23 protein-coding genes are annotated in these 24,143 nt (G+C 58.4%); 15 read left to right on the top strand and 8 right to left on the bottom strand.

Features of this window, described 5'->3' with window-relative positions; all coding sequences use genetic code 11:
- The first annotated feature begins 79 nt into the window (after nt 1–79).
- From H7B67_RS27455 to H7B67_RS27430, 6 genes are all read left to right on the top strand, one after another.
- Nucleotides 80–547 carry a DUF948 domain-containing protein gene (locus H7B67_RS27455; RefSeq protein WP_185123093.1) on the top strand — a complete coding sequence of 156 codons (468 nt, stop codon included), beginning with the start codon at nt 80–82 and terminating at the stop codon, nt 545–547.
- Nucleotides 548–623: 76 nt separating this feature from the next.
- Nucleotides 624–947 (top strand): YflT domain-containing protein, encoded by a 324-nt coding sequence (locus H7B67_RS27450; RefSeq protein WP_185123092.1) that lies wholly within the window; start codon nt 624–626, stop codon nt 945–947.
- 120 nt (nt 948–1,067) lie between these two features.
- Entirely contained in the window at nt 1,068–2,234 is a 1,167-nt protein-coding gene (locus H7B67_RS27445) for a SpoIIE family protein phosphatase (protein ID WP_185123091.1), read from the top strand.
- Entirely contained in the window at nt 2,231–5,113 is a 2,883-nt protein-coding gene (locus H7B67_RS27440; RefSeq protein ID WP_185123090.1) for a response regulator, read from the top strand. Before H7B67_RS27445 ends, H7B67_RS27440 begins: the two co-directional genes overlap by 4 nt.
- Entirely contained in the window at nt 5,110–5,958 is an 849-nt protein-coding gene (locus H7B67_RS27435) for a CheR family methyltransferase (RefSeq protein WP_185123089.1), read from the top strand. Before H7B67_RS27440 ends, H7B67_RS27435 begins: the two co-directional genes overlap by 4 nt.
- Nucleotides 5,959–6,052: 94 nt before the next feature.
- A complete protein-coding gene (locus H7B67_RS27430; protein WP_185123088.1) occupies nt 6,053–6,547 on the top strand; it encodes a general stress protein in 495 nt (164 codons plus the stop codon).
- Between the two features lie 31 nt (nt 6,548–6,578).
- Here H7B67_RS27430 and H7B67_RS27425 read toward each other — a convergent pair whose 3' ends face one another.
- Nucleotides 6,579–7,811 carry an FAD-dependent oxidoreductase gene (locus H7B67_RS27425; protein ID WP_185123087.1) on the bottom strand — a complete coding sequence of 411 codons (1,233 nt, stop codon included), beginning with the start codon at nt 7,809–7,811 and terminating at the stop codon, nt 6,579–6,581.
- Nucleotides 7,812–8,029: 218 nt separating this feature from the next.
- Here H7B67_RS27425 and H7B67_RS27420 point away from each other — a divergent pair, with 218 nt between their 5' ends.
- The 4 genes from H7B67_RS27420 to H7B67_RS27405 all read left to right on the top strand — a co-directional run bounded on the left by H7B67_RS27420 (nt 8,030) and on the right by H7B67_RS27405 (nt 10,031).
- The gene (locus H7B67_RS27420) at nt 8,030–8,353 is read left to right on the top strand and encodes an STAS domain-containing protein (protein WP_185123086.1); all 324 of its coding nucleotides are present in this window, start codon (nt 8,030–8,032) and stop codon (nt 8,351–8,353) included.
- A 57-nt stretch (nt 8,354–8,410) separates the two neighbouring features.
- Nucleotides 8,411–8,851 (top strand): anti-sigma B factor RsbW, encoded by a 441-nt coding sequence (rsbW, locus tag H7B67_RS27415; RefSeq protein WP_185123085.1) that lies wholly within the window; start codon nt 8,411–8,413, stop codon nt 8,849–8,851.
- A 14-nt stretch (nt 8,852–8,865) separates the two neighbouring features.
- Nucleotides 8,866–9,612, top strand: a complete 747-nt coding sequence (locus H7B67_RS27410; protein WP_245364099.1) for a sigma-70 family RNA polymerase sigma factor — start codon at nt 8,866–8,868, stop codon at nt 9,610–9,612.
- A gap of 71 nt (nt 9,613–9,683) precedes the next feature.
- Nucleotides 9,684–10,031, top strand: a complete 348-nt coding sequence (locus H7B67_RS27405; protein WP_185123083.1) for a hypothetical protein — start codon at nt 9,684–9,686, stop codon at nt 10,029–10,031.
- Nucleotides 10,032–10,274: 243 nt separating this feature from the next.
- Here H7B67_RS27405 and H7B67_RS27400 read toward each other — a convergent pair whose 3' ends face one another.
- The gene (locus H7B67_RS27400) at nt 10,275–11,189 is read right to left on the bottom strand and encodes a transposase (protein WP_185123082.1); all 915 of its coding nucleotides are present in this window, start codon (nt 11,187–11,189) and stop codon (nt 10,275–10,277) included.
- 295 nt (nt 11,190–11,484) lie between these two features.
- On the opposite strand from H7B67_RS27400, the gene H7B67_RS27395 reads away from it, so the two are divergent.
- Nucleotides 11,485–11,652 carry a hypothetical protein gene (locus H7B67_RS27395; RefSeq protein ID WP_185123081.1) on the top strand — a complete coding sequence of 56 codons (168 nt, stop codon included), beginning with the start codon at nt 11,485–11,487 and terminating at the stop codon, nt 11,650–11,652.
- A gap of 130 nt (nt 11,653–11,782) precedes the next feature.
- Here the strand turns inward: H7B67_RS27395 and H7B67_RS27390 are convergent, their stop codons facing one another.
- Both H7B67_RS27390 and H7B67_RS27385 read right to left on the bottom strand, forming a co-directional pair.
- Nucleotides 11,783–12,115, bottom strand: a complete 333-nt coding sequence (locus H7B67_RS27390; RefSeq protein WP_185123080.1) for a YtxH domain-containing protein — start codon at nt 12,113–12,115, stop codon at nt 11,783–11,785.
- Nucleotides 12,116–12,141: 26 nt separating this feature from the next.
- Nucleotides 12,142–12,399, bottom strand: a complete 258-nt coding sequence (locus H7B67_RS27385; protein ID WP_185123079.1) for a GlsB/YeaQ/YmgE family stress response membrane protein — start codon at nt 12,397–12,399, stop codon at nt 12,142–12,144.
- Nucleotides 12,400–12,571: 172 nt separating this feature from the next.
- On the opposite strand from H7B67_RS27385, the gene H7B67_RS27380 reads away from it, so the two are divergent.
- Together H7B67_RS27380 and H7B67_RS27375 are read left to right on the top strand one after the other, a co-directional pair.
- Nucleotides 12,572–14,368, top strand: a complete 1,797-nt coding sequence (locus H7B67_RS27380; RefSeq protein ID WP_185123078.1) for a phospholipid carrier-dependent glycosyltransferase — start codon at nt 12,572–12,574, stop codon at nt 14,366–14,368.
- A gap of 57 nt (nt 14,369–14,425) precedes the next feature.
- A complete protein-coding gene (locus tag H7B67_RS27375) occupies nt 14,426–15,454 on the top strand; it encodes a glycosyltransferase family 2 protein (RefSeq protein WP_185123077.1) in 1,029 nt (342 codons plus the stop codon).
- Nucleotides 15,455–15,484: 30 nt separating this feature from the next.
- On the opposite strand, the gene H7B67_RS27370 is transcribed toward H7B67_RS27375, so the two are convergent.
- From H7B67_RS27370 to fadR, 4 genes are all read right to left on the bottom strand, one after another.
- Nucleotides 15,485–16,384 carry a LysR family transcriptional regulator gene (locus H7B67_RS27370; RefSeq protein WP_185123076.1) on the bottom strand — a complete coding sequence of 300 codons (900 nt, stop codon included), beginning with the start codon at nt 16,382–16,384 and terminating at the stop codon, nt 15,485–15,487.
- A 462-nt stretch (nt 16,385–16,846) separates the two neighbouring features.
- The gene (locus H7B67_RS27365) at nt 16,847–17,836 is read right to left on the bottom strand and encodes an electron transfer flavoprotein subunit alpha/FixB family protein (RefSeq protein WP_185123075.1); all 990 of its coding nucleotides are present in this window, start codon (nt 17,834–17,836) and stop codon (nt 16,847–16,849) included.
- 30 nt (nt 17,837–17,866) lie between these two features.
- Nucleotides 17,867–18,634 (bottom strand): electron transfer flavoprotein subunit beta/FixA family protein, encoded by a 768-nt coding sequence (locus tag H7B67_RS27360; RefSeq protein WP_185123074.1) that lies wholly within the window; start codon nt 18,632–18,634, stop codon nt 17,867–17,869.
- 38 nt (nt 18,635–18,672) lie between these two features.
- Nucleotides 18,673–19,254: a fatty acid metabolism transcriptional regulator FadR gene (fadR, locus tag H7B67_RS27355; protein ID WP_185123073.1), complete on the bottom strand. Its 582-nt coding sequence runs from the start codon at nt 19,252–19,254 to the stop codon at nt 18,673–18,675.
- Between the two features lie 265 nt (nt 19,255–19,519).
- Between fadR and H7B67_RS27350 the strand changes: the two genes are divergently transcribed.
- Together H7B67_RS27350 and H7B67_RS27345 are read left to right on the top strand one after the other, a co-directional pair.
- Nucleotides 19,520–21,739, top strand: a complete 2,220-nt coding sequence (locus H7B67_RS27350; RefSeq protein WP_185123072.1) for a heterodisulfide reductase-related iron-sulfur binding cluster — start codon at nt 19,520–19,522, stop codon at nt 21,737–21,739.
- Nucleotides 21,736–24,141 carry a 3-hydroxyacyl-CoA dehydrogenase/enoyl-CoA hydratase family protein gene (locus H7B67_RS27345; RefSeq protein WP_185123071.1) on the top strand — a complete coding sequence of 802 codons (2,406 nt, stop codon included), beginning with the start codon at nt 21,736–21,738 and terminating at the stop codon, nt 24,139–24,141. The genes H7B67_RS27350 and H7B67_RS27345 overlap by 4 nt, the downstream gene beginning before the upstream one ends.
- Nucleotides 24,142–24,143 lie beyond the last annotated feature (2 nt).

Here is a 24,143-nt window from a genome sequence, read left to right as displayed (position 1 = left end):
CTTTGCCGCGGTCCGCGGTTTCGGGCGATAGAGTAGCGGGTAATCGTTACGGAAGATGCACGCAAAGGAGGAATATCCGATGACAGCACAAGCGCTCTACGGAGCAAGCGCCTTGATCGCCGCGGTCAGCTTCGCTGTTCTCTGCGTCTTTCTGATCCGGACGCTGACCAGCGCGAGGCAGACCCTGGATTCGCTCAAGACGACGATCGAAGGGGCCAGCGACACCGTCGAATCGATCCGAGGCAAGGTGGAGGAACTGACGACGAACGTAAACGAGATTTCGGTTAACGTGAAGGAGAAGCTGCACGCGGCGGACGCGCTGTTCGACGCGGCGCGCGATGCGGGCGCCACGATTCAGGAAACGGCGCATACGGCCAAGGAGCTGGCGGATCGGTTTACGAAGGCCGTGAAGGAGCAGAGCCGGGAGAAGGAGAACAAGTGGGCGGAATGGATCCGGATCGGGGTCCGGCTCGTTACCGCGGCAAGAAGCCATCTGAAGGCTTCCCGGGAGCAGTCGTCCGGGCGATTATCGCGATCGGAGGCCTGACGGCCTGTTTCGTTCCGGGAGAGCGGGGTAAATAAGAAACGTAACCCACTACCGAACGATCAAGGAGGAGATGGACATGAGATCCTATACGAAGCTGGTAGACAACGGGCTTGAGGCGTTTCAGACGGTTCAGAACCTAAGGTCGCAAGGCTATTCGGGAGACGAGATTTACGTTCTGGCCCATGAGCAGGATCGAACCGAACGACTGGCGGACGCGGCCGACGTCAACACGATCGGTCCCGCGGAAGAAGGAGTTTTGCAGTCGGTTGCGAATTTCTTTCGTAATCGGGGAGACGAGCTCCGCGGCAAAATCGAGTCGATGGGACTGACCAAGGGAGAGGCCGTAACCTATGAGGCAGAGCTGGACAGAGGCAAGGTGCTCGTTCTTGCCCGCAAATAACGCCGCAGGCTCGAAGAGCCGGAAGGCATACGGGAGCAAGGAATGACGGCGGAGGCCGCATTCCTTGCTCCCGTATGCCATTCGTGCTTTGGCTATTCGCAAAAGGAGTGACTGACAATCGTGAATATATTGGTCGTTGACGATAACCCGATGAACGTAATGGTCGTGCAGGAGATGCTTAAGCGTTCGGGATACGATTCCGTCATCTCCGCCGGTTCCGCGGCGGAGATGTTCGCCCTGCTCGATTCCCCGGAACATAAATCGACGAAGCTGGCGAACCAGTCGTCGATCGATTTGATTCTGCTTGACCTGATGATGCCGGAGATCGACGGAATGGAGGCGTGCCGGATGCTGCAGCGGGACGAACGGTTCCGCGACATCCCGGTCATCATCGTGACGGCGATCGGCGATTCGCGCAAGCTCGCGGAGGCGTTGGACCTCGGAGCGACGGACTACGTGACGAAGCCGATCAACAAGGTGGAGCTCCTCGCCCGCATCCGGTCGGCGCTTAGGCTCAAGAAGGAGATGGATTGGCACAAGGAGCGCGACCAGCGGATGAGGGAGGAGCTCGAGCTGGCCAGGCAGGTGCAGCAGGCGGTGCTTCCGTCCGCGATCGAAGAAAAGAACTTCCGGATCCGCGCGTTCTTCCGCTCCTCGGAGCAATTGGCCGGCGATCTATACGCCTGGCACGCTTTCGACAGCAAGCGCATCATTGTCGCCGTCCTCGACGCGATGGGACACGGCATCTCATCCTCGCTCGTCAGCATGTTCTCGGCTTCCGTTCTTAAGGAAGCGATGCGCACGCACATTACCCCTAAGCGGGTCATGCAGGAGCTCAACAGCAGGCTGCTGCAGCTCGACTACGAGAACGAGCTCGTTCATTACTATTGCACCGGGATGTGCGTGTGGATCGATCTGGAGCATGGCGTTCTGGAATACGTGAACGCGGGACACCCTCCCGGGCTGCTGCTTCGCAGGCGCACGGGGGAAACGGTCTCGATGCGCTCAAGCTCGCCGCCCATCGGCCTGTTCGAAACCGTGGAGCTCGCCGCCCATACGATCTCGCTGGAAGCGGGCGATACGATCCATCTCTACACGGACGGTTTGTTGGATCTGTTTCCCGGGGATCTGCAAGAACAGGCGGCCGCGCTGGCGCGAGCGCTGGCGGCCTCGCGCGGGGAGGAGTGCAGCCTGGAGCGGCTCTTGGAGCAAGATTCCCTCGACCGCCATCCCGACGACCGCTGCCTGATCCGGCTCGAAGTGCTTGGAAAGGAGCCTAGAGGATGAGGATCAAAACCAAGCTGATTATCGGATTCATCATTCTAATGGTGCTGTTAGTCGGCATCACCTCTTTCGGATACGACAGAATGAGCCGAATGAACGACAGAATGAACAGCTTCAACGACTCCAGGTTCGAGATGGTCAAGGAAGTGATCGACCTGCGCGGCACCGTGAATCAGACCGGCCGGGCGGTGAGCGACGTGCTGCTGAACGTGCTGGAATCGGATCGGCTCAGCGTGGACGATTTGAAGCTCGCGGAGAGCGTCTTCGAGGCCAAATTGGCCTCGATGGTCTCCAGGGCGAGGGATCCCCAAGAGCGTCAAGCGGTAGACCAAGTAAGCCGGGATCTGGAGCGGTATTCGGATTTCTTGAATCGTTTCGCCGCGTTGATCGAGAGAGGGGATAAGCAAGCGGCGCTCGAGCTGTACAAGAGCCTGGGAAGAACGCGCCAGGACAATGCGGTCAGCTCGCTGAATTCCCTTACGTCCTTCGAGCAGATGACGATCGAGGAAGAGACGAACGCCTCCCGCGGCATGTATAACGATGCGGTTCGCTGGTTCGCGGTGCTGACCATGATCGGCCTTTTTATCGGCTTAGGGGTCATGCTGTGGGTACTCCCCACCATCACGAAGGGGTTCAATCTGCTTACCGTCATGGCGAAGAAGTTCTCCCAAGGCAGGCTTCGCGGCCTAAGCCGCTTGGAGATCGAATCCGGCGACGAGATCGGGCAGCTTGCGAAGGTATTTAAACAGATCGCCGCGGATCTCCAAGAGAAGAACGAGCGGGAAGCCCTATATGCAGAATCCAAAGAGCAGCAGGCGTGGATCGACGCGCAGATGGCCAAGTCGACGGAGCTTATCCACGGCGGCGGCGGTTTGGCGAACGTCGCCCAAACGTTCGCGAACGAGTTCACGTCCGTTCTCGGAGCGGCCTACAGCGTCGTTTATTTTATCGAAACGGACGAAGACGATGCGACGCAACGTTTGGCGAAGTACGGAAGCTATGCGCACAGCGAGCAGGCTTCCGGCTCGGAAGAGGCGTCTACCTTCGCCATCGGGGAAGGCCTTGTCGGCCAATGCGCGCTTAAGGACGAGCTGCTCGTCATCGAGCCGCTTCCCTCCGGCTACGTGCCGGTTCGTTCCGGCCTTGGCGAAGCGGAGCCGCTTCAGCTCGTGCTGGCACCGATCGAGGCGGACGGTACGATCGTAGGGGTGCTGGAGCTCGCGTATTTGCGCCCGATAGGCAATCTGGAGCGGGAGCTGCTCGAGCGGCTGACGGAGAAGTTCGCTTACATCGTCATGAATCTTCAGTCGCGGTACCGGGTGGAGGAGCTTCTCCGGGAAGCCCAAGCTATGACCGAGGAGCTGCAGGTGCAGTCGGAAGAGCTCATCTCCCAGCAGGAGGAGCTGCGCGATTCCAACGAGCGGCTCGAGGTTCACGCGGGGAGGCTTAAGAAGTCGGAGGAGAGGCTGCAGCGCCAGCAGGAGGAGCTGGAGAACGCGAATCAGGAGCTAATGGCCAAAACGATGGAGCTGGAGGAGCAGATCCGCCAGACGGCGCGAAGGAATCGCGAGGTCGCGGCCGCGAACCTCGAGCTGGAGCGGCAGACGGCGGAGCTGGCGAGAGCTTCCCAATACAAATCCGAGTTTCTCGCCAACATGTCCCATGAGCTTCGGACTCCGCTGAACAGCCTAATCATTCTCTCGCAGTTCCTCGAAGACAACGCGGAAGGCAATCTGACCGACAAGCAGCTGGAGTTCGTGAAGACGATTCATTCCTCCGGCGAGGACCTGCTCAAGATGATCGACGAGATTCTCGATCTCGCCAAGGTCGATGCCGGCCGAATGGATATTCAGATCGAGCTGACTCCCATGGAAGACATCACCGTCGATCTGGAGCACGCCTATCGTTCGATCGCGGAAGACAAGGGACTAAGCTTCTCGATCGGCGTCGGCGAAGACGTGCCGGCGGCTTTTCCGACCGACGGCCACCGGCTGAAGCAAATTCTTCGCAACCTGCTCTCCAACGCCATGAAATTTACCCTCGAAGGCTCCGTTTCCCTGACGGTGCGGCGGGGAAGCGAGGAAGAGCTCGAAGGACGAACGGAACGATATCTGGCCTTCGAAGTCAAGGATACCGGCATCGGGATCGCGGAAGAAAAGCGGGAGATCATCTTCGAGGCCTTCCGCCAAGCGGACGGCACGACCAGCCGGAAGTTCGGGGGAACGGGGTTGGGCCTGACCATCAGCCGGGATCTCTCACAGCTGCTTGGAGGGTGGATCACCCTTCGAAGCGAAGTCGGGCGAGGCAGCGCGTTTACGCTCTATTTGCCGGTGAGGGGACCGGACGCCGCTGCCGATGCCAAGCCGAGGATCTCCTGGATGGATGGCGGCTTACTGGCGTCGGCGGCGGAGGAGACGGAGACGCTGCCTGCCCTTGAGAGCGAAGCCAACCGGGAATACGGTCTTCTGAAGGAACCCGTTATGGAGAAGGAGACCGCAAGGTCCGCCTATGAGGGCAAAACCGTGCTATTGGTCGATGACGACCCGCGCAACGTATTCTCGTTGACAAGCTTGCTGAATCACCATCGGATGAACGTATACTCGGCGGAGAACGGAAGGGAAGCCCTGGAACTGCTCGAATCGGGAATCCGGGTCGACCTCGTGCTGATGGACATCATGATGCCGGAGATGGACGGCTACGAAGCGATCGAACGGATTCGCGGCAATACCGAATGGAGTTCCCTTCCCATTATTGCCCTGACGGCCAAAGCCATGAAGGGAGAGCGGGACAAATGCCTTCAGGCGGGAGCCTCGGATTACCTTGCGAAGCCCGTGTCCATCGACCAGCTGCTCTCCTTGCTGAAAGTGTGGTTGTCCCGATGATGGAAGAGTGGAGGCTTCCGGGATACGACGAGCAGCTGGAGAAGCTGGAAATCAAGCTGCTGCTGGAAGCCGTGTATCTCGAGTACGGTTATGACTTTCGCCAATATGCTTATCCCTCCTTGCGCAGAAGGATCCGCCGCCGCGCGCTTCTGGAGAAACAAGAGGATATTTCGTCTTTGCAGGGTCGCGTCCTGCATGATCGAGATGCATTCGAGAGATTGCTGTCCGATCTCGTCATCCCCGTGACGGAACTGTTCCGCAATCCCGCCACGTTCCGCTGGTTAAGGGAACGGCTGACGGACGGACTGCGGGACGTTTCTTTTCTCCGAGTCTGGCATGCCGGATGCGCGACCGGGGAAGAAGCCTACTCTTCCGCCATCTGGCTGGAAGAAGAGGGAATGCTCGGTCAAGCGCGAATCTATGCGACCGATATTAGCCGCGCTGCTCTTAACCGGGCAAGAGAGGGACAGCTCCCGAAGGATCGGTTCCCCCTTTACGACTCGAATTACCGAGAGGCCGGAGGACAGTCGGAGCTGTCGCGTCATTGCGAAGAAGAGGAAGGCTTCTTTACGTTTAAGGCTTCGCTGAAGGAGAGAATCGTGTTCGCGGAGCACAATCTGGCGACCGACCGCTCCTTCAATGAGTTTCATTTGATTTTCTGCCGCAATGTCATGATCTATTTCGATCCGAGCCTGCGAGAGAGGGTTCACCGTTTGTTCTATGAAAGTCTGGCTCCCGGCGGGATTCTCGTCTTGGGAGGCAAAGAGTCTCTCGCTTTCACCAGTCATGCGGATCATTATGAGACCTTAAGCGAAGAGCATCGGGTCTATCGCAAAATAGAGTAATCGGTTTCGGTTCAAATGAGGCTGCCCAGGGTATAGCTAAAATGAGAGGCAACGGCGCTGCCGTAGCCGAAATTCCCTTGGGGAGGTGGCCGCTTTGACTTGGACGATCGGGATTTTTGATCGGGAGCAGCAGGTGCTGGACGCGGTGAATGAATTGCAGGCGAGAGGGAATAACAGCCGTTCTCTTCTTGCAGTCGTCAATAATGAGGAAAACGCTCCTCTCTTGTCGTCTCAGGACGAGCTTCGTTTGGAAGGAATCGAAGGCCTCAAAGAGGCATCGGAGCGATGGGATGGGGACGATGGCTTGCTCGACGAAGGAGCGGCGATGCCGGCGGCCATGTATCTGGGTTCGGTACAGGGAGCGGGCATGAACGGACAGGCTGGCGCTTTCGCGGCCTATTCCTTGGCGGATTCGGACGGCCTCAGCACGACTCGGTGCTTGGAACGGCTAGGCTTAGACGAATCGACGGCCCGGAACTGCGCTCCGTCCGTGGAAGAAGGCAAGCTGCTGCTGCTTGCGGAGACGGATTCTTTGGAGGAGACGGCCCGCGTCATGCGCAGCTGCGGCGCCTCCGATGTCCTTCAATAGCAGGAAGGCCGTATTCAGGCCGCATTCCGATTTAGCGGAATGCGGCCTTCTTATGTGTTCGTCGATCCGGGGAAACGATCGAGGCGATGGGATGTTTGATTCCCATGATGTCATCTCGGATCAATCGGGCGGCGATCGCGCTGTAAATCGTGCCGTTGCCTCCATATCCGAGAGCATAATAGCGACCCGGAGTCCCGGGGTCTTCCCCGATCCACGGCAGGTTGTCGCCGGATTCCGCGAAAGTGCCGCACCATTCGTACTCGGCTTCGGCCTCGAAGTCGGGAAACAGCTGCCGAAGCTCCGACAGGAGACGCCGGGAACGCTGCCTCAGATCGGTATCCGTTAAGACAGGCTGACGATAGTTCTCGTCCAGTCCTCCGACGATAATGCGGTCGTCATTCGTCGTCCGCAGATAAAGGTAAGGGCGAGCGGTCTCCCATAGCATAAACCGCTGATGCCAATTCGAGAGAGAGCGACGGATCGGTTTCGTTGCTATCGCATAAGTGCGAGTGAACTTGGCGTTGACCCGGGCATCTCCCGCCGACTCGGGCGTATAACCCACGGCATAAACGATATGCTCCGCATGAATCTCGCCATGGTTGGTTCGAACGATAAAATTTCCTTTGACTCCCTCAACGGAGAGAGCCGAGGTTTTCTCGTAGATGCGCAGTCCGGCCTGAGCGGCGGATTCGGCAAGAGACGTCACGAAGAGGAACGGGTTCAGTTCAGCGTCCCCGTGCGTGACGATGGCTCCGCTTTTGCGGAACGGGAAGACGCTCTCGATCCGGTCGGCGTCCCACCATTCCACGCCGAAGCCGTGTCGGTCCAGCATTTCATGCTCCCTGCGCAGCGAAGGCAGATCGGATTCGCTGCTTGCGAAGTAGAAGCTGCTGCGGCGTCTAAGATCAACTTCGCGAGGCAATCCGTTCGCGACCTGGACAAGCTGCTCTACCGCATTCTTGCATGCCCGATAGAATTCGACGGCGTCCTCGTCGCCGATCTGCTTCGCGAGCTCGGATAGCATGATATCGTTGGAATATTGAAGCAATCCGGTATTGGCCGCCGTGCTCCCGGATGCGATGGTTCCCTGTTCGATAAGGACCGCATCGATGCCGCTTCGAACTAACGTATAGCCGCATGCGATTCCCGACATGCCCCCGCCGATGACCAGGGCATGGCAACGGACCGGTTCGAACAGCTGCGGATAAGAAGGGGGATTCGGCCGCGTTGAAGGCCAATAGAGCGATCCGTAGTGCAACGTCACGATTTATTCCTCCATCCTAATAAAGCGGGCCGCAAGCATCGGCAAGCGCCCCTTCCTAAGTATTCTCCATTTACCCAACTTTGCCATCATCGAACGGGGGGGCCGGCCGCCGCAACTATCCGCTTTTTTTAGCGTTCACATGTTTCAAGGAAAAGTTCGAAGGGTAAGGAAAGAAGAACGTATTTAATAGGGTTGATCTATGTTGGAGGAGGTTTCTCATGAAGACTGATAAATTGAGCTTTCGAACCGAGAACCGGGAGGGGCTCACCGTTATTTATTTGTCCGGGGAGCTGGACCTTGAAGTCGCTTCCCAGATGAGGACGACAATGGAGCCTCTCGTGGAGCTGGCGGATCGTAAATTGGTGTTGAATCTGAAGGACTTAAAATATATCGACAGCACGGGAATAGGCATTCTAATCGGTATCGTCAAGGCTCGACACGCGCGCCAAGCGCCGTTCGCCGTGGAAGAAGTATCGGATCATATTCGCAAGCTGTTCGACATGACGGGAATTTCCCCTTTTCTGGACTCGGCTAGAGCTTGAATCTCGGTTGGCTTCGGCTGCACACTCAAATGATGAAAGGTAGAGGATGAACACTCCATGGTAACAGATAACAACGTCAAGCTGACGGTTCCTGCTCAGCCTGAATTCGTCGACCTCGTTCGTCTGACGTTATTCGGATTAGCCACCAAGCTCAAATTTTCCTATGAGGAGATCGAGGATATGAAGGTGGCCGTGTCGGAAGCTTGCAATAATGCCGTTCTTCACGCGTATCAAGGAACGGGAGGCCATATCGATATCGAATTCGGGTGGATCGGCGAGGAGGAGCTTCAAATCACGATTCGCGATCATGGGGAGAGCTTTCAGGCTCCCGAAGCGTCCCGAACGTCAAATCTGCACGGTAAGTCCATTGAGGAGATCCAGTCGGGCGGATTAGGACTATACCTGATGCAGGCGTTGATGGATCGCGTGGAATTGAATACCGAGAATGGAACAGCCGTCACGCTGACCAAGCGCCGTACGGCTCCCGAGACCGTATGAGCAATCGCGAGGGTATGCGTCAGCCCGACGATGCCCGGCAGAAGCTGCTGGAGTACCAACGCACGCTCAGCAAAGAGCTTGCCGACGAACTCGTGCGCGATTACGAACCTTTGGCCAGAATGGCCGCCAACAAAATCTCCCGCAACCGGCCCGATCTTCAAGAGGATCTGTTCCAGGTCGGACGCATGTCGATCTTTCGGCTGTTGCAGCAGTATGATCCCTCCCTTGGGATGCCGTTCGAGCCTTATGTCATGAAGAGCATCGTCGGCCAGATGAAAAACTACCTAAGGGATAAGTCTTGGTACATTCAGGTGCCGAGAAGAATCAAAGAGAAGGGTCTTACCGTTCAGCAGACGATCGACGAGCTTACCGTCCAACTGGAACGGTCTCCTAGCGTCGAAGAGATCGCCGCCAAGCTGGAGATGGATGTCGAAGAGACGCTGGAAGTGCTGGCCGGAAGAGAGATGTATCACTATGTTTCTCTGGATACCCCCATCAACGAGGAAGAGAGCACGTCCACCTTGGGCGAATTGCTTCATTCCCCGGCTGACGACTACATAAGCGCAGAACGAAGAATGGACCTGGAAGAGGCCATGAATCGGTTGAAGCCGGAAGAACGCAAGGTGGTCCTGCTTCTTTATAACGAAGGCTATTCTCAGCGCAACGTAGCCGAGCAGTTGGGCGTTTCCCAGATGAGCATTTCCCGCATACAAAGAAGAGCAATCGAACAATTAAGAAGCTGGATAAGCGAAGAAGCTTGATTCATTCGGGAGCTAACGGGTAATAAGAGATACGCACCACAATCTCTTATTCAGCAAAGGCGGTGGCAAGGATGAGTGTTCGATATGAGCTCCGTTGCTTCGAATGTGACGTTTTGGTTCGTCAGGAAGAAGACGCCTATCAGCTAAGCATTCAAGCCCGTTCGAACCCACTGGGCCGAGGGAACCAGCTCGCCATTTACGACACGGAATCCCAAGCCAAAGATGCAGCCGATCGTTTCTGTCAAATGTATACCCTTGCTAGAGAGTACGGCTACTTCTTGCACGGCAGCGAATTCCGCAGGGAAGAGTGCTCATCGATCTCCGTTCCGGAACATCTTAGCGATGGGACAACCCTTGAGCAGTTCCGATCCCTTCTGGAGGAGGAATCTCGCAATCGCGATCTCCCTCTCCCTAACTAACTAATCTAAGAACGCCAAGGGAAGCAGCGGTATTTCCGCTCTTCCCTTTTTTTGATCATGCCTCCTCCTCCTCCGTTTATCCTTTCTCTCTCTCGCCGTTTAGTCTCTCGTTCTCGCGGTCTTCGTTTTCCCCGGACAGACGCTCCTATCCCGAAACCTCCCCAAAAACCATTATCCCCTCGTCTCAGAACAAAGTAGTTAGAGAGCGTATCAGCCACGTTTAAAAGTCTCGTCATTACGATATCAATAGCTCCAGGCTTCCCGATGTCTGGCGATCCATTTGGCTTTCGTCTCGAATTGCTTCCAAACGATGGGAAGAGTTCGGCGCGGTCGGATTAGGTGGCGGTAAGTGATTTTGGCGGTTGTGGCGCACCAGGAGAGCAACGAACGAAAGGATGTCCCTTCGACGTCGTACATCTCCGCATTGATTCGAAAACTATACTCGTTCAAATAAGCATGCAAATGCTTGGCTCCGATGCCGCCAAAGGTGGAATTCAACCAATTCTTCACCGTCAGGCGAAAAGGGCCCAGTTGCGGGTGAACTTTGGCATAGTAAGGGAGCGAGGTCACCTCGGAACTATTCACATGTTCGGCAAGGAATGCTAGATATCCCTCCTTATCTACTGTTCGAGCAGGTAATCGGACATGATCGGGATCGGGCTGCTGGAGCTTGATTTGTTGCAGTTCGCCTTGTTCATTAAAAGAACCGCCTAACAAGACCGGCTGATGAGCGTCAAAAAACAGAGCATATCCATAACCGAAAGTCGACACTTGAACTACGCCTTCAAGTTTGACGGATTGCTCGGCGGTACGCATGGCTTCTCGAATCTTGTGAGCCATTAGCCAAGCTGTTTTATAGGTAACTTCGATGGCTTCGGACAGCCGAACGGCGCTGATTCCGCCGGGAAGAGACATCAGATAAAAGGCTTTGAACCACTTGGAGAGCGAGGTCGAGCTGCCTCCCATAATCGTGCCGGCGATCAGGGACGTCTGGTGACGGCAGGATTTGCATTCGAAAAGAGGGTGACGGCGAGTCCGAGTCAAGTAATACTCCGGATGGCGGCAGTTCGGACAACGGAAACCGTCGGGCCAACGCGCGTGAAAAAGAGCCTCTGCGCATTGCTGATCGGTTGAGAACTTTTCATTGAATGCATCCATCGCGGACGACTCCTTTGACACGGTAGGTAAGCATCTCCTGAATCTTGTGATTTTATTATACCAAACATACGTTCTCATTTCAATAAAAATAAGAAATGATATCCAATTCGAATGGTGGGAGGTTTGTTCTAAGGGCTTGGGATAATGGTCCTCAGAGGGTTCTCAAGGGGCTTCATGGAAAAAGCAGAAAAAAACCACTATCCCCTTCTGACAGAAGGGGATAGTGGTTTTTTTCTGGCGTCGGTGGATTGGGGAGGTGCAGAGTGGGAGTGCCCCTTTCTGAGGAGGGGGGATAGTGGTTTTTAAGCTGCTGGCTGGCGATGAACAAGGAGAAGAAAAGCGAAGGAACGCGGTTCTGACAAGAGGGGATAGTAGGTTAAGGGTTAAGGTAGTTAAGGCGGATAAGGTAGTTAAGGTAATTAAGGCGGATAATGTGGATAGGGTGTTAAGGGAGGAAAGGTGAGAAGGGGGAGAATGGTTGGAAAGTGCCAAGGGAGGGATGCGCGGAAGAGGAGGAGGCCCGGAGCGAGGAAAAAGCGAAAAACGCGCCCCCCGAGCATAGTCGGGGGGCGCGCGGGACGCGGAAGCGAGGCTTAGGAGCTGCCGCGCTCGGAGTTGGCTGCGGCGGTGACTTCTTGCTTGACGGAGTTGGCCGCGTCCGCCGCTTCCGATTTGGCTGTACGAACGACGGAGAGGGTTTTGTCGACGAGCTCGGAGGCGTGCTGGCCGACCTGGCTTGCGATCTCCTTCGTCTTGGCGTTAGCTTCGGATGCCCATTGCATCGTACGCTCGGAAGCCTGTTTGTATTTGGACCGAATGTCCTTGCGCAATTCTTGACCGGATTTGGGAGCGAGCAGAAGAGCGGCTGCGGCGCCGATGGCTCCTCCGATAACGACACCTTTGACCATGCCTTTTGTTGTGGACATTGAGATCTCCTCCTTAGATGGGTTGATTAAGCGGCTTTGCGAAGTGCTTGGCCCAGCATTCCGAGCAGAAAAACGAACAGAGCCGAGCCGATGATGGACGGGATGATCGGGAAGCCGGCGATCACCGGGCCCCATGCGCCGAGAAGCAGAATTCCGAGCCAAGCGCCGGCGAAACCGGCGATCATGGAACCGAACACGCCTCCGGGCATTCGGCTTCGCACGAGCGCGTCGCCGATAATTCCGATCAGGATCGCCATCGCAATGCTTAGTAACAATCCCCACATCGTTATCTCCTCCCTTCGGGATTTGATTCATCTCTCCGCGTAGGAGACGATGGGTGGCTGATCTTTATTACCCCGAGGGAGGCAGGATGAACCGATCGACAGTCTAGGACTTTCCGGCAAGTACTGTTTGGTCTACAATAGGAGCAGACTGTTTAGGAAGGCGAGGACAGGAATGGAAGGAAGATTGGACGATCGATCGGCGCCTATCGGGTGGGGATCGACCGACTCCGGGGAGCGGAGCAGCCGCAGGTGGAGACGGATAGATTGGATTCTGGTCGCAATATTAACTTTTGTATCCGCTTTGGCTTCTTTCCACGATTTGGGAAATCGGTCGGCGCCGCAAACGTTCTGGAAGCCGGGGGTTGCCGGGGACGGCTTCACGGTGGATTTCGGGGAAACGCGTTCGGTCGGCCGACTGAACCTGTATGAAGGTCCGGGAGCGACGGGCAACAGCAAAGTCGAATATTCCCTCGACGGATTGAACTGGCAGACCTACGCGGAGATTGAACATAAAGTAAGCCGGGCATTCACATGGAAATCCGAGGACAAGCTGGTGGAAGCCCGTTACATGCGGTACACGGCGACCCGGGTCGGCTTCCGGATGTATGAAGCGGCGTTCTTCTCGCCGGACGGCAAGACGCCGATCCCAATCGCGTCCGTCACGGACAACGAGAAGAAGGGGACGCTGACCGAAGGAAGCGGAGCGCTCGCGTTCGACGAGCAGTCCGAAGCTCCCTATCGTCCGGATTACCGCAACAGCATGTACTTCGACGAGATTTATCACGGCCGGACGGCCTATGAATTCATCGAGAAAATGGAGCCGTACGAGAATACGCATCCGCCGCTCGGCAAAGTCATTCTGTCGCTGGGCGTCGAGCTGTTCGGGATGACTCCGTATGGCTGGCGTTTCATGGCGGCGGTCGGCGGCACGCTTATGGTGCCCGTGTTCTACATGGCGGCCAGGGGAATGTTCAAGCGTACCCGTTACGCGTTCATGGCGACTCTGCTGCTGATGTTCGAAGGCTTCCATCTGGTTCATTCGCGGATGGCGAACGTCGATATTTTCGGGGTTACGTTTACGATTTTGATGTATTACTTCATGTATCTCTACGGGGAGACGAAGTGGCGCAACGGCGGCTTCGGGAAAAGCTTCCTCTATCTCGGGCTGTCGGGCTTCTTCTTCGGTTGCGCCGCTTCGGTCAAGTGGAACTACCTCTACGGAGGCGCGGGGCTGGCGATCCTGTTCTTCTGGTACTTGTACCGAAGAGCGAAGGAGGCGCGGGAGAACGGGGACAACGGTTATCTGAAGCGCGTCGTCCTGACGATAATGGCATGCCTCGTACTCTATATCGCCGTTCCGGTCGGCACTTATGTCGCGTCCTATACACAATTCCTGCAATCGACCAAAGCCGACGACAGCATCAAGGATTTGTGGCAATACCAGAAAAACATGTATGATTACCACAAGGGAGTCAAGGAGAAGCATCCGTACTCCTCCAAGTGGTACACCTGGCCGCTGATGCTTAGGCCGGTCTGGTATTATGGCGGGAAGGACTTGGCGCAAGGGGATGCTCAGAGCATCGCCGCGATCGGCAATCCGCTCGTCTGGTGGGGCGGCCTCGCCGCGCTGTTGGCTTCCTGGTTCCTGGGGGCGATTCGCAGAAGCCGGATCGTTCTGGTTACCGCGGTAATGTACTTGTCGTTCTATGTGCCATGGATGGTTTCGCCAAGAAGCATTACTTTCTTGTATCACTACTTCCCGATGGTTCCGCTGCTCATCCTGTCCATCGTCTGGATATTGCGATTCGCCGAGCAGGAGTCGCCGCGGGTCGGCAAAGCGCTGTCCGCTCTGACCCTGACGGGAGCGGCGGTCTTGTTCGTCTGGTTCTATCCGATTTATACGGGTTTGACCATAAGCCGCGAATGGATGAATTTCGGCATCCGGTGGCTGGACAGCTGGGGCTTCTGATTCGGTCGGAAGCAAGATGAAGATGGAAGTGAAATAAAAAGGGGAACGAACTCGAAAATGAACGAACCCGTATTTCTTTCGGTCGTAGTTCCAATGTACAACGAGGAAGAGGTCATCGAGACGACCTACCGCAGGCTGACTTCGGCTCTCGAGCCGATCGGCGAGACCTACGAGCTCGTGTTCGTCAACGATGGCAGCCGCGACAACACGGCCAAGATCGTCAGAAAGCTCGGGGATGATGACAAGAGGGTCAAGATGATCGACTTCTCGCGCAACTTCGGCCATCAGATCGCCGTCACCGCGGGCATGGATTATTCCTCCGGGCGGGTCGTCGTTCTAATCGACGCCGATCTTCAGGATCCGCCCGAGCTCATTCCGGAGATGATCGCCAAGTGGCGCGAAGGCTACGACGTCATTTACGGGCAGCGAATCGTGAGAAAGGGAGAGTCGTTGTTCAAAAAGTGGACGGCGGCGCTCTTCTATCGTCTGCTGAGGTCGATGACGTCGGTCAGCATTCCCGTCGACACCGGCGACTTCCGCCTGATGGATCGCAAGGTATGCGACGCGCTGAGCAGCATGAGGGAGCAAAGCCGGTTCATCCGCGGGATGGTCAGCTGGGCGGGCTTCCGCCAAACCGCGCTGGAATACGTGCGGGAGGAGCGCTTCGCGGGGGAGACGAAATATCCGCTTCGGAAGATGGTTCGCCTCTCGCTCGACGCGATCACTTCCTTCTCCACGAAGCCGCTCAAGTTCGCGGGGGTGCTCGGCTTTATCATGTCGGCGGTAGGATTTATCTATCTGCTCGTCGTCCTCTACCAGCGCCTCTTCACCGACACGACGATGCAGGGCTGGACCTCGATGGTCGTGATCAGCCTGCTTTTCCACGGAATTACGCTTTCGCTTCTCGGCGTGCTCGGAGAATATATCGGCCGCACTTACGAGGAGGCCAAGCGCAGGCCTCTGTACTTGGTGGCGGACAAGCTTAATTTCGAGAAAGAAAACAAGTCCGAATTCAAGGATCCGAACGGGACGGAGGCGGACCAAAGCCGCGGGAACGATCCCGTAGCCGCGGTTCCACGCCGCTAAGCGCAAAAAAAGAGGTTGTGCCCCTTTTCTTTATAGGGCCAACCTCTTTTCTATCGTTGCCGCATTCTCCAGCAGTTCGATCAGGTGCCGGATCGCGGGGTTCTTCCACTTCTTCCGGTGGAGAACGATCTGCGTGTGGAAAACGATCTCCGGATGCTCGAAGGGGAGAGCGACCAATCTGCCTTCGGCCAGCTCGCGCTCGATCGCGATGCGCGGGAGCAAGCCGACGCCGAGTCCGTAGCCGACGAATTGCTTGATCGCTTCCAGGCTCTCGAATTCATGCTGGATGCGGTAGCAAACGGAGTTGCTCTCCAGCAGGCGCTCGAACGCGTTGCGGTACGTGCAGGTCTGCTCGGTGGCGACGTAGCTCTGCCCGTTCATGTCGCTCATGGTGATCTTGGCATTCCCGCATAGAGGATGGCTCGGCTCGGTGAACAAGACAAGCGGCTCCTCGCGAATCGGGATGGATTCGATATCGTCGTCGACGACCATGCGATCCAGGATGATGCCCGTATCGATCTCTCCCGAGCGGATCATCTGCAGAATCTCTTGCTCGTGCAGGGCTTGAACGTTCAAGCAGACCTGCGGGAAAGCCTGGCGAAACTGCATGAACACCGGAGGGAGGAAATAAGCGAACATCGATTCGATCGTTCCGATGTTGAGATTGCCGTTCACCTGCCGGGAGATGAGCAGCTTGGAATCGTCGTATAGCGTCAGGATCTGAGCGAAAATGTGGTGAAGATACTCTCCAGCCGAGGTCAGCCTCATGATCCGTCCGTACCGTTCGAAAAGGATGACTCCGTATTCTTGCTCCAGCTTCTGAATATGAGTGGTCACGCTGGATTGAACGTAGCCGAGATTTTCGGCTGCCTTTGTAAAACTTTGACACCTTGCGACTTCCATAAAGCTCTTGAGAGTGGTAAGGTCCATGGCCGATCACCGCCCGTCTAAGATAACTTGCGGGTGAGGAGCGAAAGGAATTGCTGGATTCCGTACTTTCGGCGAGCCGAACGTTTGGGCTGAAGCCCCTCCTCCGTTCGGAGCATGCGCTCCAATTCGTTTTTTCGCTCCAACTTCGCCTCGCGTATTTTCCATATTGTATAAGCGTCGTAATCGTGAATCAACATTTTTTTCGCCCCCGATCGTCTTCTGGATTGAGGAACATCTTATCATCGAAGCCGAGGGAGGAGTTATCCAAGGTTTTGCATATCCATTATCAAGAAAATCAATGGAAACGCCATCATGGACTGTCAATGAGATTTGTCACCATTTTGTAAAGAATCAACAAAAAAGCGCCTTGGACCGGTCCTCCGCATTCCGTCGGTTCGGAAGAGGCGCGGGGGACCATGGTCAGGCGCTGTTGCAGATCTGCCATTCAATCAAAAGATAGGATCAGGACGCCGGCGAGGCGAGAAGCTTCTTGAACTCTTCCGTCAGCAGAGGGACGATCTCGAACAGGTCCCCGACGATCCCGTAGTCCGCGACCTTGAAGATCGGCGCCTCGGGATCCTTGTTGATCGCGACGATGACGCGAGAGCGGCTCATGCCGGCCAGATGCTGGATCGCTCCGCTGATTCCGCAGGCGATGTACAGCTCGGGAGTCACGACCTTGCCGGTCTGGCCGATCTGCAGCGAATAATCGCAATAGCCGGCATCGCAGGCGGCTCGCGAGGCGCCGACCGCCGCGCCCAGCACGGCGGCCAGCTCCTGCAGCGGCTTGAAGCCTTCCGCGTTGCGGACGCCCCGGCCGCCGGACACGATGATCCGCGCCTCGGTCAGGTCCACCTTGCCCGCGGCTTGGCGGATCACGTCCTTGACGACCGTGCGAAGGTCGTCCGGCGGAACGTAGGCGACGGTCTCGAGCTTGCCGGGTGCGGGCAGCGGCTCCGCCGGAGGCAGGTTGCTCGGGCGCACGGTCACGACCTGAGCGCCGGCGGAGGAGAAGCGCCGCGTCTCGAACAGCTTGCCGGCGTAAAGCGGCCGCACGTAAGCGAGCTCGGCGCCTTCCCCTTCGAGGGCGACGACGTCGGAGATCTGCCCGGCCTCGAGCTTGGCGGCGAGGACCGGGGCGAGGTCGCGCCCGAAGGCCGTATGGCCCAGCGCGACCAGCCGGGGCTGCAGATCGCGCAGCAAGCTGCCGATCGCCGAGGCGTAGGTCTCGGGGTTGTAAACCTCGAGACGGGGATGATCGATCCGATAGACGGCCCCATCGACATAAGGAAGGAGCAGCTCCGCCGCTTCCTCTAAACGATGCCCGACGAGAAGGACGGAGATGCGGTCGTCGGGCAGACGCGCCCGGCGAGCGATGTGAAGCGCTTCCAATGATACCTGTCTCGGCTTCCCGTTGCGTACCTCGGCGACGACAAGAACGGATTGACCCATGGGACGGCCTCCTTGTATCGATATGGATTCCTAGAGAACTTTAGCTTCGCCGCGGAGAAGCTGCGCGAGGGCGGCCGCCTGCTCGGACGGCGTTCCCGAGAGTCTGCGGCCCGCTTGGCGAGCGGCGGGCAGCGCCAGCTTCGCGCGAACCGAGAGAGGAGCCAGCCGCTCCTCGGTCAGGCCCAGCTCGGCGGCGGCCAGCTGCTTCAGCGGCTTCTTCTTCGCGCGCATGATGCCGGGGAGCGAGGGGTACCGAGGCTCGTTCAGCCCCTGCTGCGCGGTGAACAGCGCGGGAAGGGCGAGCTCCAGCGTCTCGGCGTCTCCTTCGGCGTCGCGAACGACGGTCGCTTTCCCGCCGCTTACCTCCAGGTTGATGATCGAGGAAGCGTGGGGAATGCCCAGCCGCTCGGCGAGCCGCAGCGCGACCTGTCCGCCGCCGGTATCGGTCGAGAAGTTGCCGGCGAGAATCAGATCGGCCGGCTGTTCCCGCAGATAGGCTTCGAGCAGCAAGGCCACGCCGGCCTCGTCGTATTCGCGCCCCTCGCTGTCCACGAGGACGGCCTCGTCGGCCCCCATCGCCAAGGCCGTTCTTAACGCTTCCGCGGCGCGGGCCGGTCCGACGGAGACGACGGTCACCGTCCCGCCGAAGGCTTCCTTCAGCAGCAGCGCCTCTTCCACGGCGTATTCGTCGTACGGGTTGATGACGAACTTTACGCCGTCCTCGGACACCCGACCCTCTCTCAGCACGATTTTCTCCTCGGTGTCGAACGTCTGCTTCAGGAGGACATAAATGTTCATGACGCCAGCTCCTTTACAAGGGTTTTACGTTCACGCCCTTACCGCAAGCCCCGCAGGAAGAACGCCACGGTCGGCTCGACAAGCGCGGTCAAGGAATATTTGCGGCCCGAGATCAGCCAGGAGGTGACGACTTCGTCCATCGCTCCGAACAGGAGCAGGCGGGTCAGCTTCGGATCCAGATCGGCCCGGAATTCGCCCGTCTCCATCCCTCTTCTAACCATATGCTCGATCAGCTCGATATAGGGCTTCACCGCCTGGCCGATCGCTTTGCGCAGCTCCAGCGAGCTCTGCCTCAGCTCGATCTGCGTCACGTAGGCGAGCTCGGCATTCCGCTCCAGCTGCGTAAAATGAATCTCGCAAATATGGCGCAGAGCCTCCGAGGAGGTAGCCGCCTCCAAAGCTCTCGCGTTGAACAGCTCGACGAGCTCGCCGAGCCGGCTACGGAACAGGGAGACGAGAATGTCCTCCTTGTTCTTGAAGTACAGATAGATCGTTCCGTCCGCGACCCCGGCTTCCTTGGCGATCCGGGACACTTGGGCGCCGTGGAACCCGCTCTCGGCGATGACTTTCTGGGCGGCGTCGAGAATCAGGCTGAATTTTTCTTTCTTTTTACTTGTCATCGAGGCACCCCGGTGCTAAAATTCGAATCAGAAACTGAATGAATACTCATTCATTTTTTCTTCATCGTAGGGAAAAATCGAATGAAAGTCAAGGGGGTTATCGTTCATAAACTGGTTGCGACAGCTTATTTGTAACCGCTATCAAACCAAACGCCCCAGCCGCCCCTCCAAATCTCGCCGCTTATTCGCATCCCGCATTCCATCCATCGCTCCGCCCATCGCCGTTTAGCTTCTTCCACGTCGGAAAAGGAAAGGAAGGATCCGCATGGCATGGCAACTGGCGAACCTCGTGCTGTTCCTGGCGATAACCGGCTATGCCTTCTATTTGTTCTATCGAGCGGTCTACCATCGTTACCTCTACGTGCGGCTCGGCCGCCCGACCGAATTCCGCGGAGGCGGATCCGGGCGGACCAAGGAGTTCCTCTCGCAGCTGTTCGGACAGAAAAAGCTCCTCAAAGACCCTAGAAGCGGCCTCATGCATATTGTCGTGTTTTACGGCTTTATTTTGCTTCAATTCGGCGCGTTGGATTTGATCGTCAAAGGGCTGACGGACGGGGGGCATCTTCCGTTCCCCGCCTACGAATGTTTCGGCCTGCTGCAGGAATTGACCGTCTTTCTCGTGCTGGCGGCGATGGGCTACGCGGCCTACCGGCGTTACGGAGAGAAGCTCCCGAGGCTCAAGAGGGGCTGGAAGCCGAGCGCGGTGCTGTTCTTCATCCTGCTGCTGATGCTGACGGTCCTGTTCTCCCTGGGCTTCGAACGTCTCTGGGCGGGGGCGGAAGCATCCTGGCTGGCCCCTCTGTCGTCGCTTGTAGCTGCTCTCTTCGCGGGAATGCCGAATACGGCCGCCCGAGCCTGGTTTTACGTCTTCTGGTGGGCGCATCTTCTCGTGCTTCTGTCTTTTCTCGTGTACGTTCCCCAATCGAAGCATTTTCACATTCTGTCCGCCCCGGTCAACCTGTGGTTTCGCCGCCGGGAGCCGGTCGGAAGGTTAAGCAAGCTCGATCTGGAGGACGAGAACGCCGAATCGTTCGGGGTCGGCAAGGTAGAGGACTTCACCCGCAAGCAGATGCTCGATTTCTACGCCTGCGTCGAATGCGGCCGCTGCACGAACGTCTGCCCCGCCTCCGGGACGGGCAAGGCGCTGTCGCCGATGCACCTCATTACCAAGCTCAGGGACCATCTTCAGGAAAAAGGGGCGGTCATCAGCGGCAAATCCCCCTGGGTGCCCGAATTCGCGTTCGGAGGGACGGCAGGCGGAACGGGGGGACGGCAGGGCGCGCGAGCTCATGCGATGAATGCTTCCTCCTCATCCGAAGTCGATTGGCGCGGGGAGGAAGGGAGCGCGACGGACATCCGGCCGACGCTGGCCTGGCAGAAGTCGACGTGGGCCGTAGAGGCCGGGCGATCCGCAGCGGAGCTGGAGCTCATCGGCGACGTCATGACGGAAGACGAGATCTGGGCGTGCACGACGTGCCGCAACTGCGAGGACCAATGCCCGGTCGGCAACGAGCACGTGGATAAGATCGTCGACCTGCGGCGCCATCTCGTCCTGATGCAGGGAAGCCTGCCGCAGGAAGGGCAGCGGGCGCTCCAGAACATAGAGCGGCAGGGCAACCCGTGGGGGCTCAGCCGCGGTAACCGCGCGGAGTGGACCGGCGAGGTCGAAGGGCTGCGCGTTCCGACCGTGCGGGAGCTTCCCGACTTCGAGTACTTGTTCTTCGTCGGGTCGATGGGGTCCTACGATCCGCGCAGCCGGCGCGTCTCCCGCGCCTTCGTCCGGCTGCTGGCTGAAGCCGGAGTTCGCTTCGCGATCCTCGGCAACGAGGAGAAGAGCTCCGGGGACACGGCGAGGAGGATGGGCAACGAGCTGCTGTTCCAGCAGCTGGCGGCGGAGAACGTCGAGCTATTCCGGCGGCACGGCGTCAAGAAGATCGTGACCGCCTGCCCGCACACGTTCAACGCGCTGAAGAACGAATATCCGGACTTCGGGCTGGAGGGAGTGGAGGTGCTTCATCACACGCAGTTGCTCGACAGGCTGTTGAAGGAAGGGCGTTTGCGTCCTCTGCACGTTCTGAAGGAGCGGGTCGTCTATCACGACTCCTGCTACCTAGGACGCTATAACGGCGAGTACGAGGCTCCCCGGAACGTGCTGGGAGCGATTCCGGGGGTAAGGCTCGCGGAGATGGCGAGAAACCGCGAGAACGGGATGTGCTGCGGGGCGGGAGGCGGACGGATGTGGATGGAGGAGACGGGCGGCAAGCGCGTTAACCTCGCCCGGACGGAGCAGGCGCTGGAGACGTCGCCGACGGTCATCAGCAGCGGCTGCCCGTACTGTCTCGCGATGATGGAAGACGGAACGCGAATGAAGGAGGTCCAAGATCGGGTGAAGACGCTGGATGTGGCGGAATTGCTGGAGCTGTCCGTTTTCGGAAGCCGGCTAGGGGCAGCTCAACCATCTGACGAGGAGGTTCGCTCCATATGACGCAACCAACGATTCGACGCGCGGCGGTGATCGGCTCCGGCGTTATGGGGTCCGGAATCGCGGCCCATCTGGCCAACTCGGGCATCCCATGCCTGCTGCTGGACGTCGCGCCTGCTCAGCTTACGGAAGAGGAGGCGAAGCTCGGGCTGACGCTGGAGCATCCCTCGGTGAGGAACCGCTTGGCGAACGCGGCCATCGCCAAGATGAAGAAAACGAACCCCGCGCCGCTCTACGCGGAAGAGTTCGCCCAGCGGATTACGCCGGGCAACCTCGAGGACGATCTACCGAGAATCGCCGAGGCGGACTGGGTGATCGAGGTGATCGTCGAGAAGCTCGAGGCGAAGCGGCAGCTGTTCGGCCGTATCGAGCCATACTGGCGGCCGGGCATCGTCGTCAGCTCGAACACGTCGGGCATTTCGATCAACGAGATGGCGAAGGAGAGAAGCGAAGGGTTCCGCGGCCACTTCATGGGCACGCACTTTTTTAACCCTCCCCGCTACATGAAGCTGATCGAGATCATTCCGGGACACGACACGGATCCCGAGCTTGTTAAGCGTATGAAGGCGTTCTGCGAGACGAAGCTGGGCAAAGGGGTCGTGCTGGCGAAGGACACCCCGAACTTCATCGCGAACCGGATAGGCACGTACGGCATGCTTGCCGTTCTGCGGGAGATGGCGGAGAAAGGGTATACGGTCGAGGAGATCGACGCGGCGACGGGCCCGGCGATGGGACGGCCGAAGAGCGCCTCGATGCGCACGCTCGACCTGGTCGGCCTCGACACGTTCGAGCATGTCGTGGACAACGTAAGGAACAACGTCGCGGACCCGGCGGAGCAGGCGCTGTTCGAGACGCCCGAGGCCGTCCGCGAGCTGGTGAAGGGCGGAAGGCTCGGGGAGAAGTCGGGGGCGGGCTTCTATTGTAAGAGGAAAGGAGCGGATGGCAAGAACGAGATCCTGGCCCTGGACCCGGCGACGATGGAGTATCGGCCGCAGCGCAAGCCGTCCGCCGGCTCGCTCGAGGCGTCGAAGCAGGCCAAGGGGACGAGAGCGAAGATACAGGCGCTGCTCGGCGGAGGCGATCGCTACTCCGAGCTGGCGTGGAACGTGCTGAAGCGGACGCTGCTGTATTCCGCGTCGAAGGCCTACGAGATCGCCGATTCGATCGAGGAGATCGACAAGGCGATGAGGTGGGGGTTCAACTGGGAGCTCGGCCCGTTCGAGACGTGGGACGCGATCGGTCTCGTTCCGTCCGCGAAGAGGATGGCCGCCGAAGGGGAGTCGCTTCCCGAATGGGTCGCCGCTTGGATCGCGGAAGGGCATACGTCCTTCTACTCGCAGGAGCAAGGCGTTCGCAGCTACGCGCACGAGGGACGCTGGCGCAAGGAAGAGCAGCGAGCCGAGATCGTCTCGCTGAAGGGCTTAAAGGAGCAGGGGCGGACGATCAAGGGCAACGGAGGAGCGAGCCTGATCGATCTGGGAGACGGCGTCGCCTGCCTCGAGTTCCACTCGCCGAACAACGCGATCGGGGCGGATATTCTGACCATGATCTCGCAGAGCGTGGATGAGGTGAGGCGGAACTACGAAGGGCTCGTCATCGCGAACGAGGGGAGAAACTTCTGCGTCGGGGCGAACCTGATGCTGCTGCTGATGGAAGCGCAGGAGCAGGAATGGGAGGAGATCGACGGCATCATCCGGCAATTCCAGAACGCGATGCTGAAGCTGAAGCGGCTGGAGAAGCCGGTCGTCGCCGCCCCGCATCGGATGACGCTCGGCGGAGGAGTGGAGGCATGCCTGCCCGCCGACCTGGTCGTCGCCTCGCCGGAGACGTATTACGGCCTCGTCGAGGTCGGGGTCGGCTTGATCCCGGCGGGAGGCGGCTGCAAGGAGTTCGCGCTGCGCGCCAGCGAGTCCGCCGCTTCGCTGCCGGGCTCGGACGTTCAACCTTACGTCATCCGCTCGTTCGAGACGATCGGGATGGCGAAGGTGTCGACGAGCGGTCACGATGCCAAGAAGCTAGGCTATTTGAGGGAGACGGACCGCGTGGCCGCGAATCCGGATCATCGGATCTACGAGGCCAAGCAGGCGGTGCTGAGGATGGTCCAGGGCGGCTACGAGCCCGTGCCGGAGCGGAAGCTGGCGGTCGCCGGGGCGGAGGGCAAGGCGGTGCTGACGCTCGGGGCGATCGGGATGCGCGAGAGCGGCTATATCAGCGATCACGATCTGAAGATCGCGAAGAAGCTGGCGCACGTGCTCGCGGGAGGAGATCTGCCGGCGGGAACGCTCGTGAGCGAGCAATACATGCTCGATCTGGAGCGGGAGGCTTTCCTGAGCCTGTGCGGGGAGCCGCTGACGCAGCAGCGCATGCAGCACATGCTGACGAAGGGCAAGGCGCTTCGCAACTAATT

Origin of the sequence: Cohnella thailandensis, from assembly GCF_014212135.1 — a bacterium.
In the GTDB taxonomy this organism is placed as follows: Bacteria; Bacillota; Bacilli; order Paenibacillales; family Paenibacillaceae; genus Cohnella; species Cohnella thailandensis.
The sequence above is the reverse complement of the archived record's forward strand: the minus strand, read 5'-3'. Positions and strand labels throughout refer to the sequence as shown.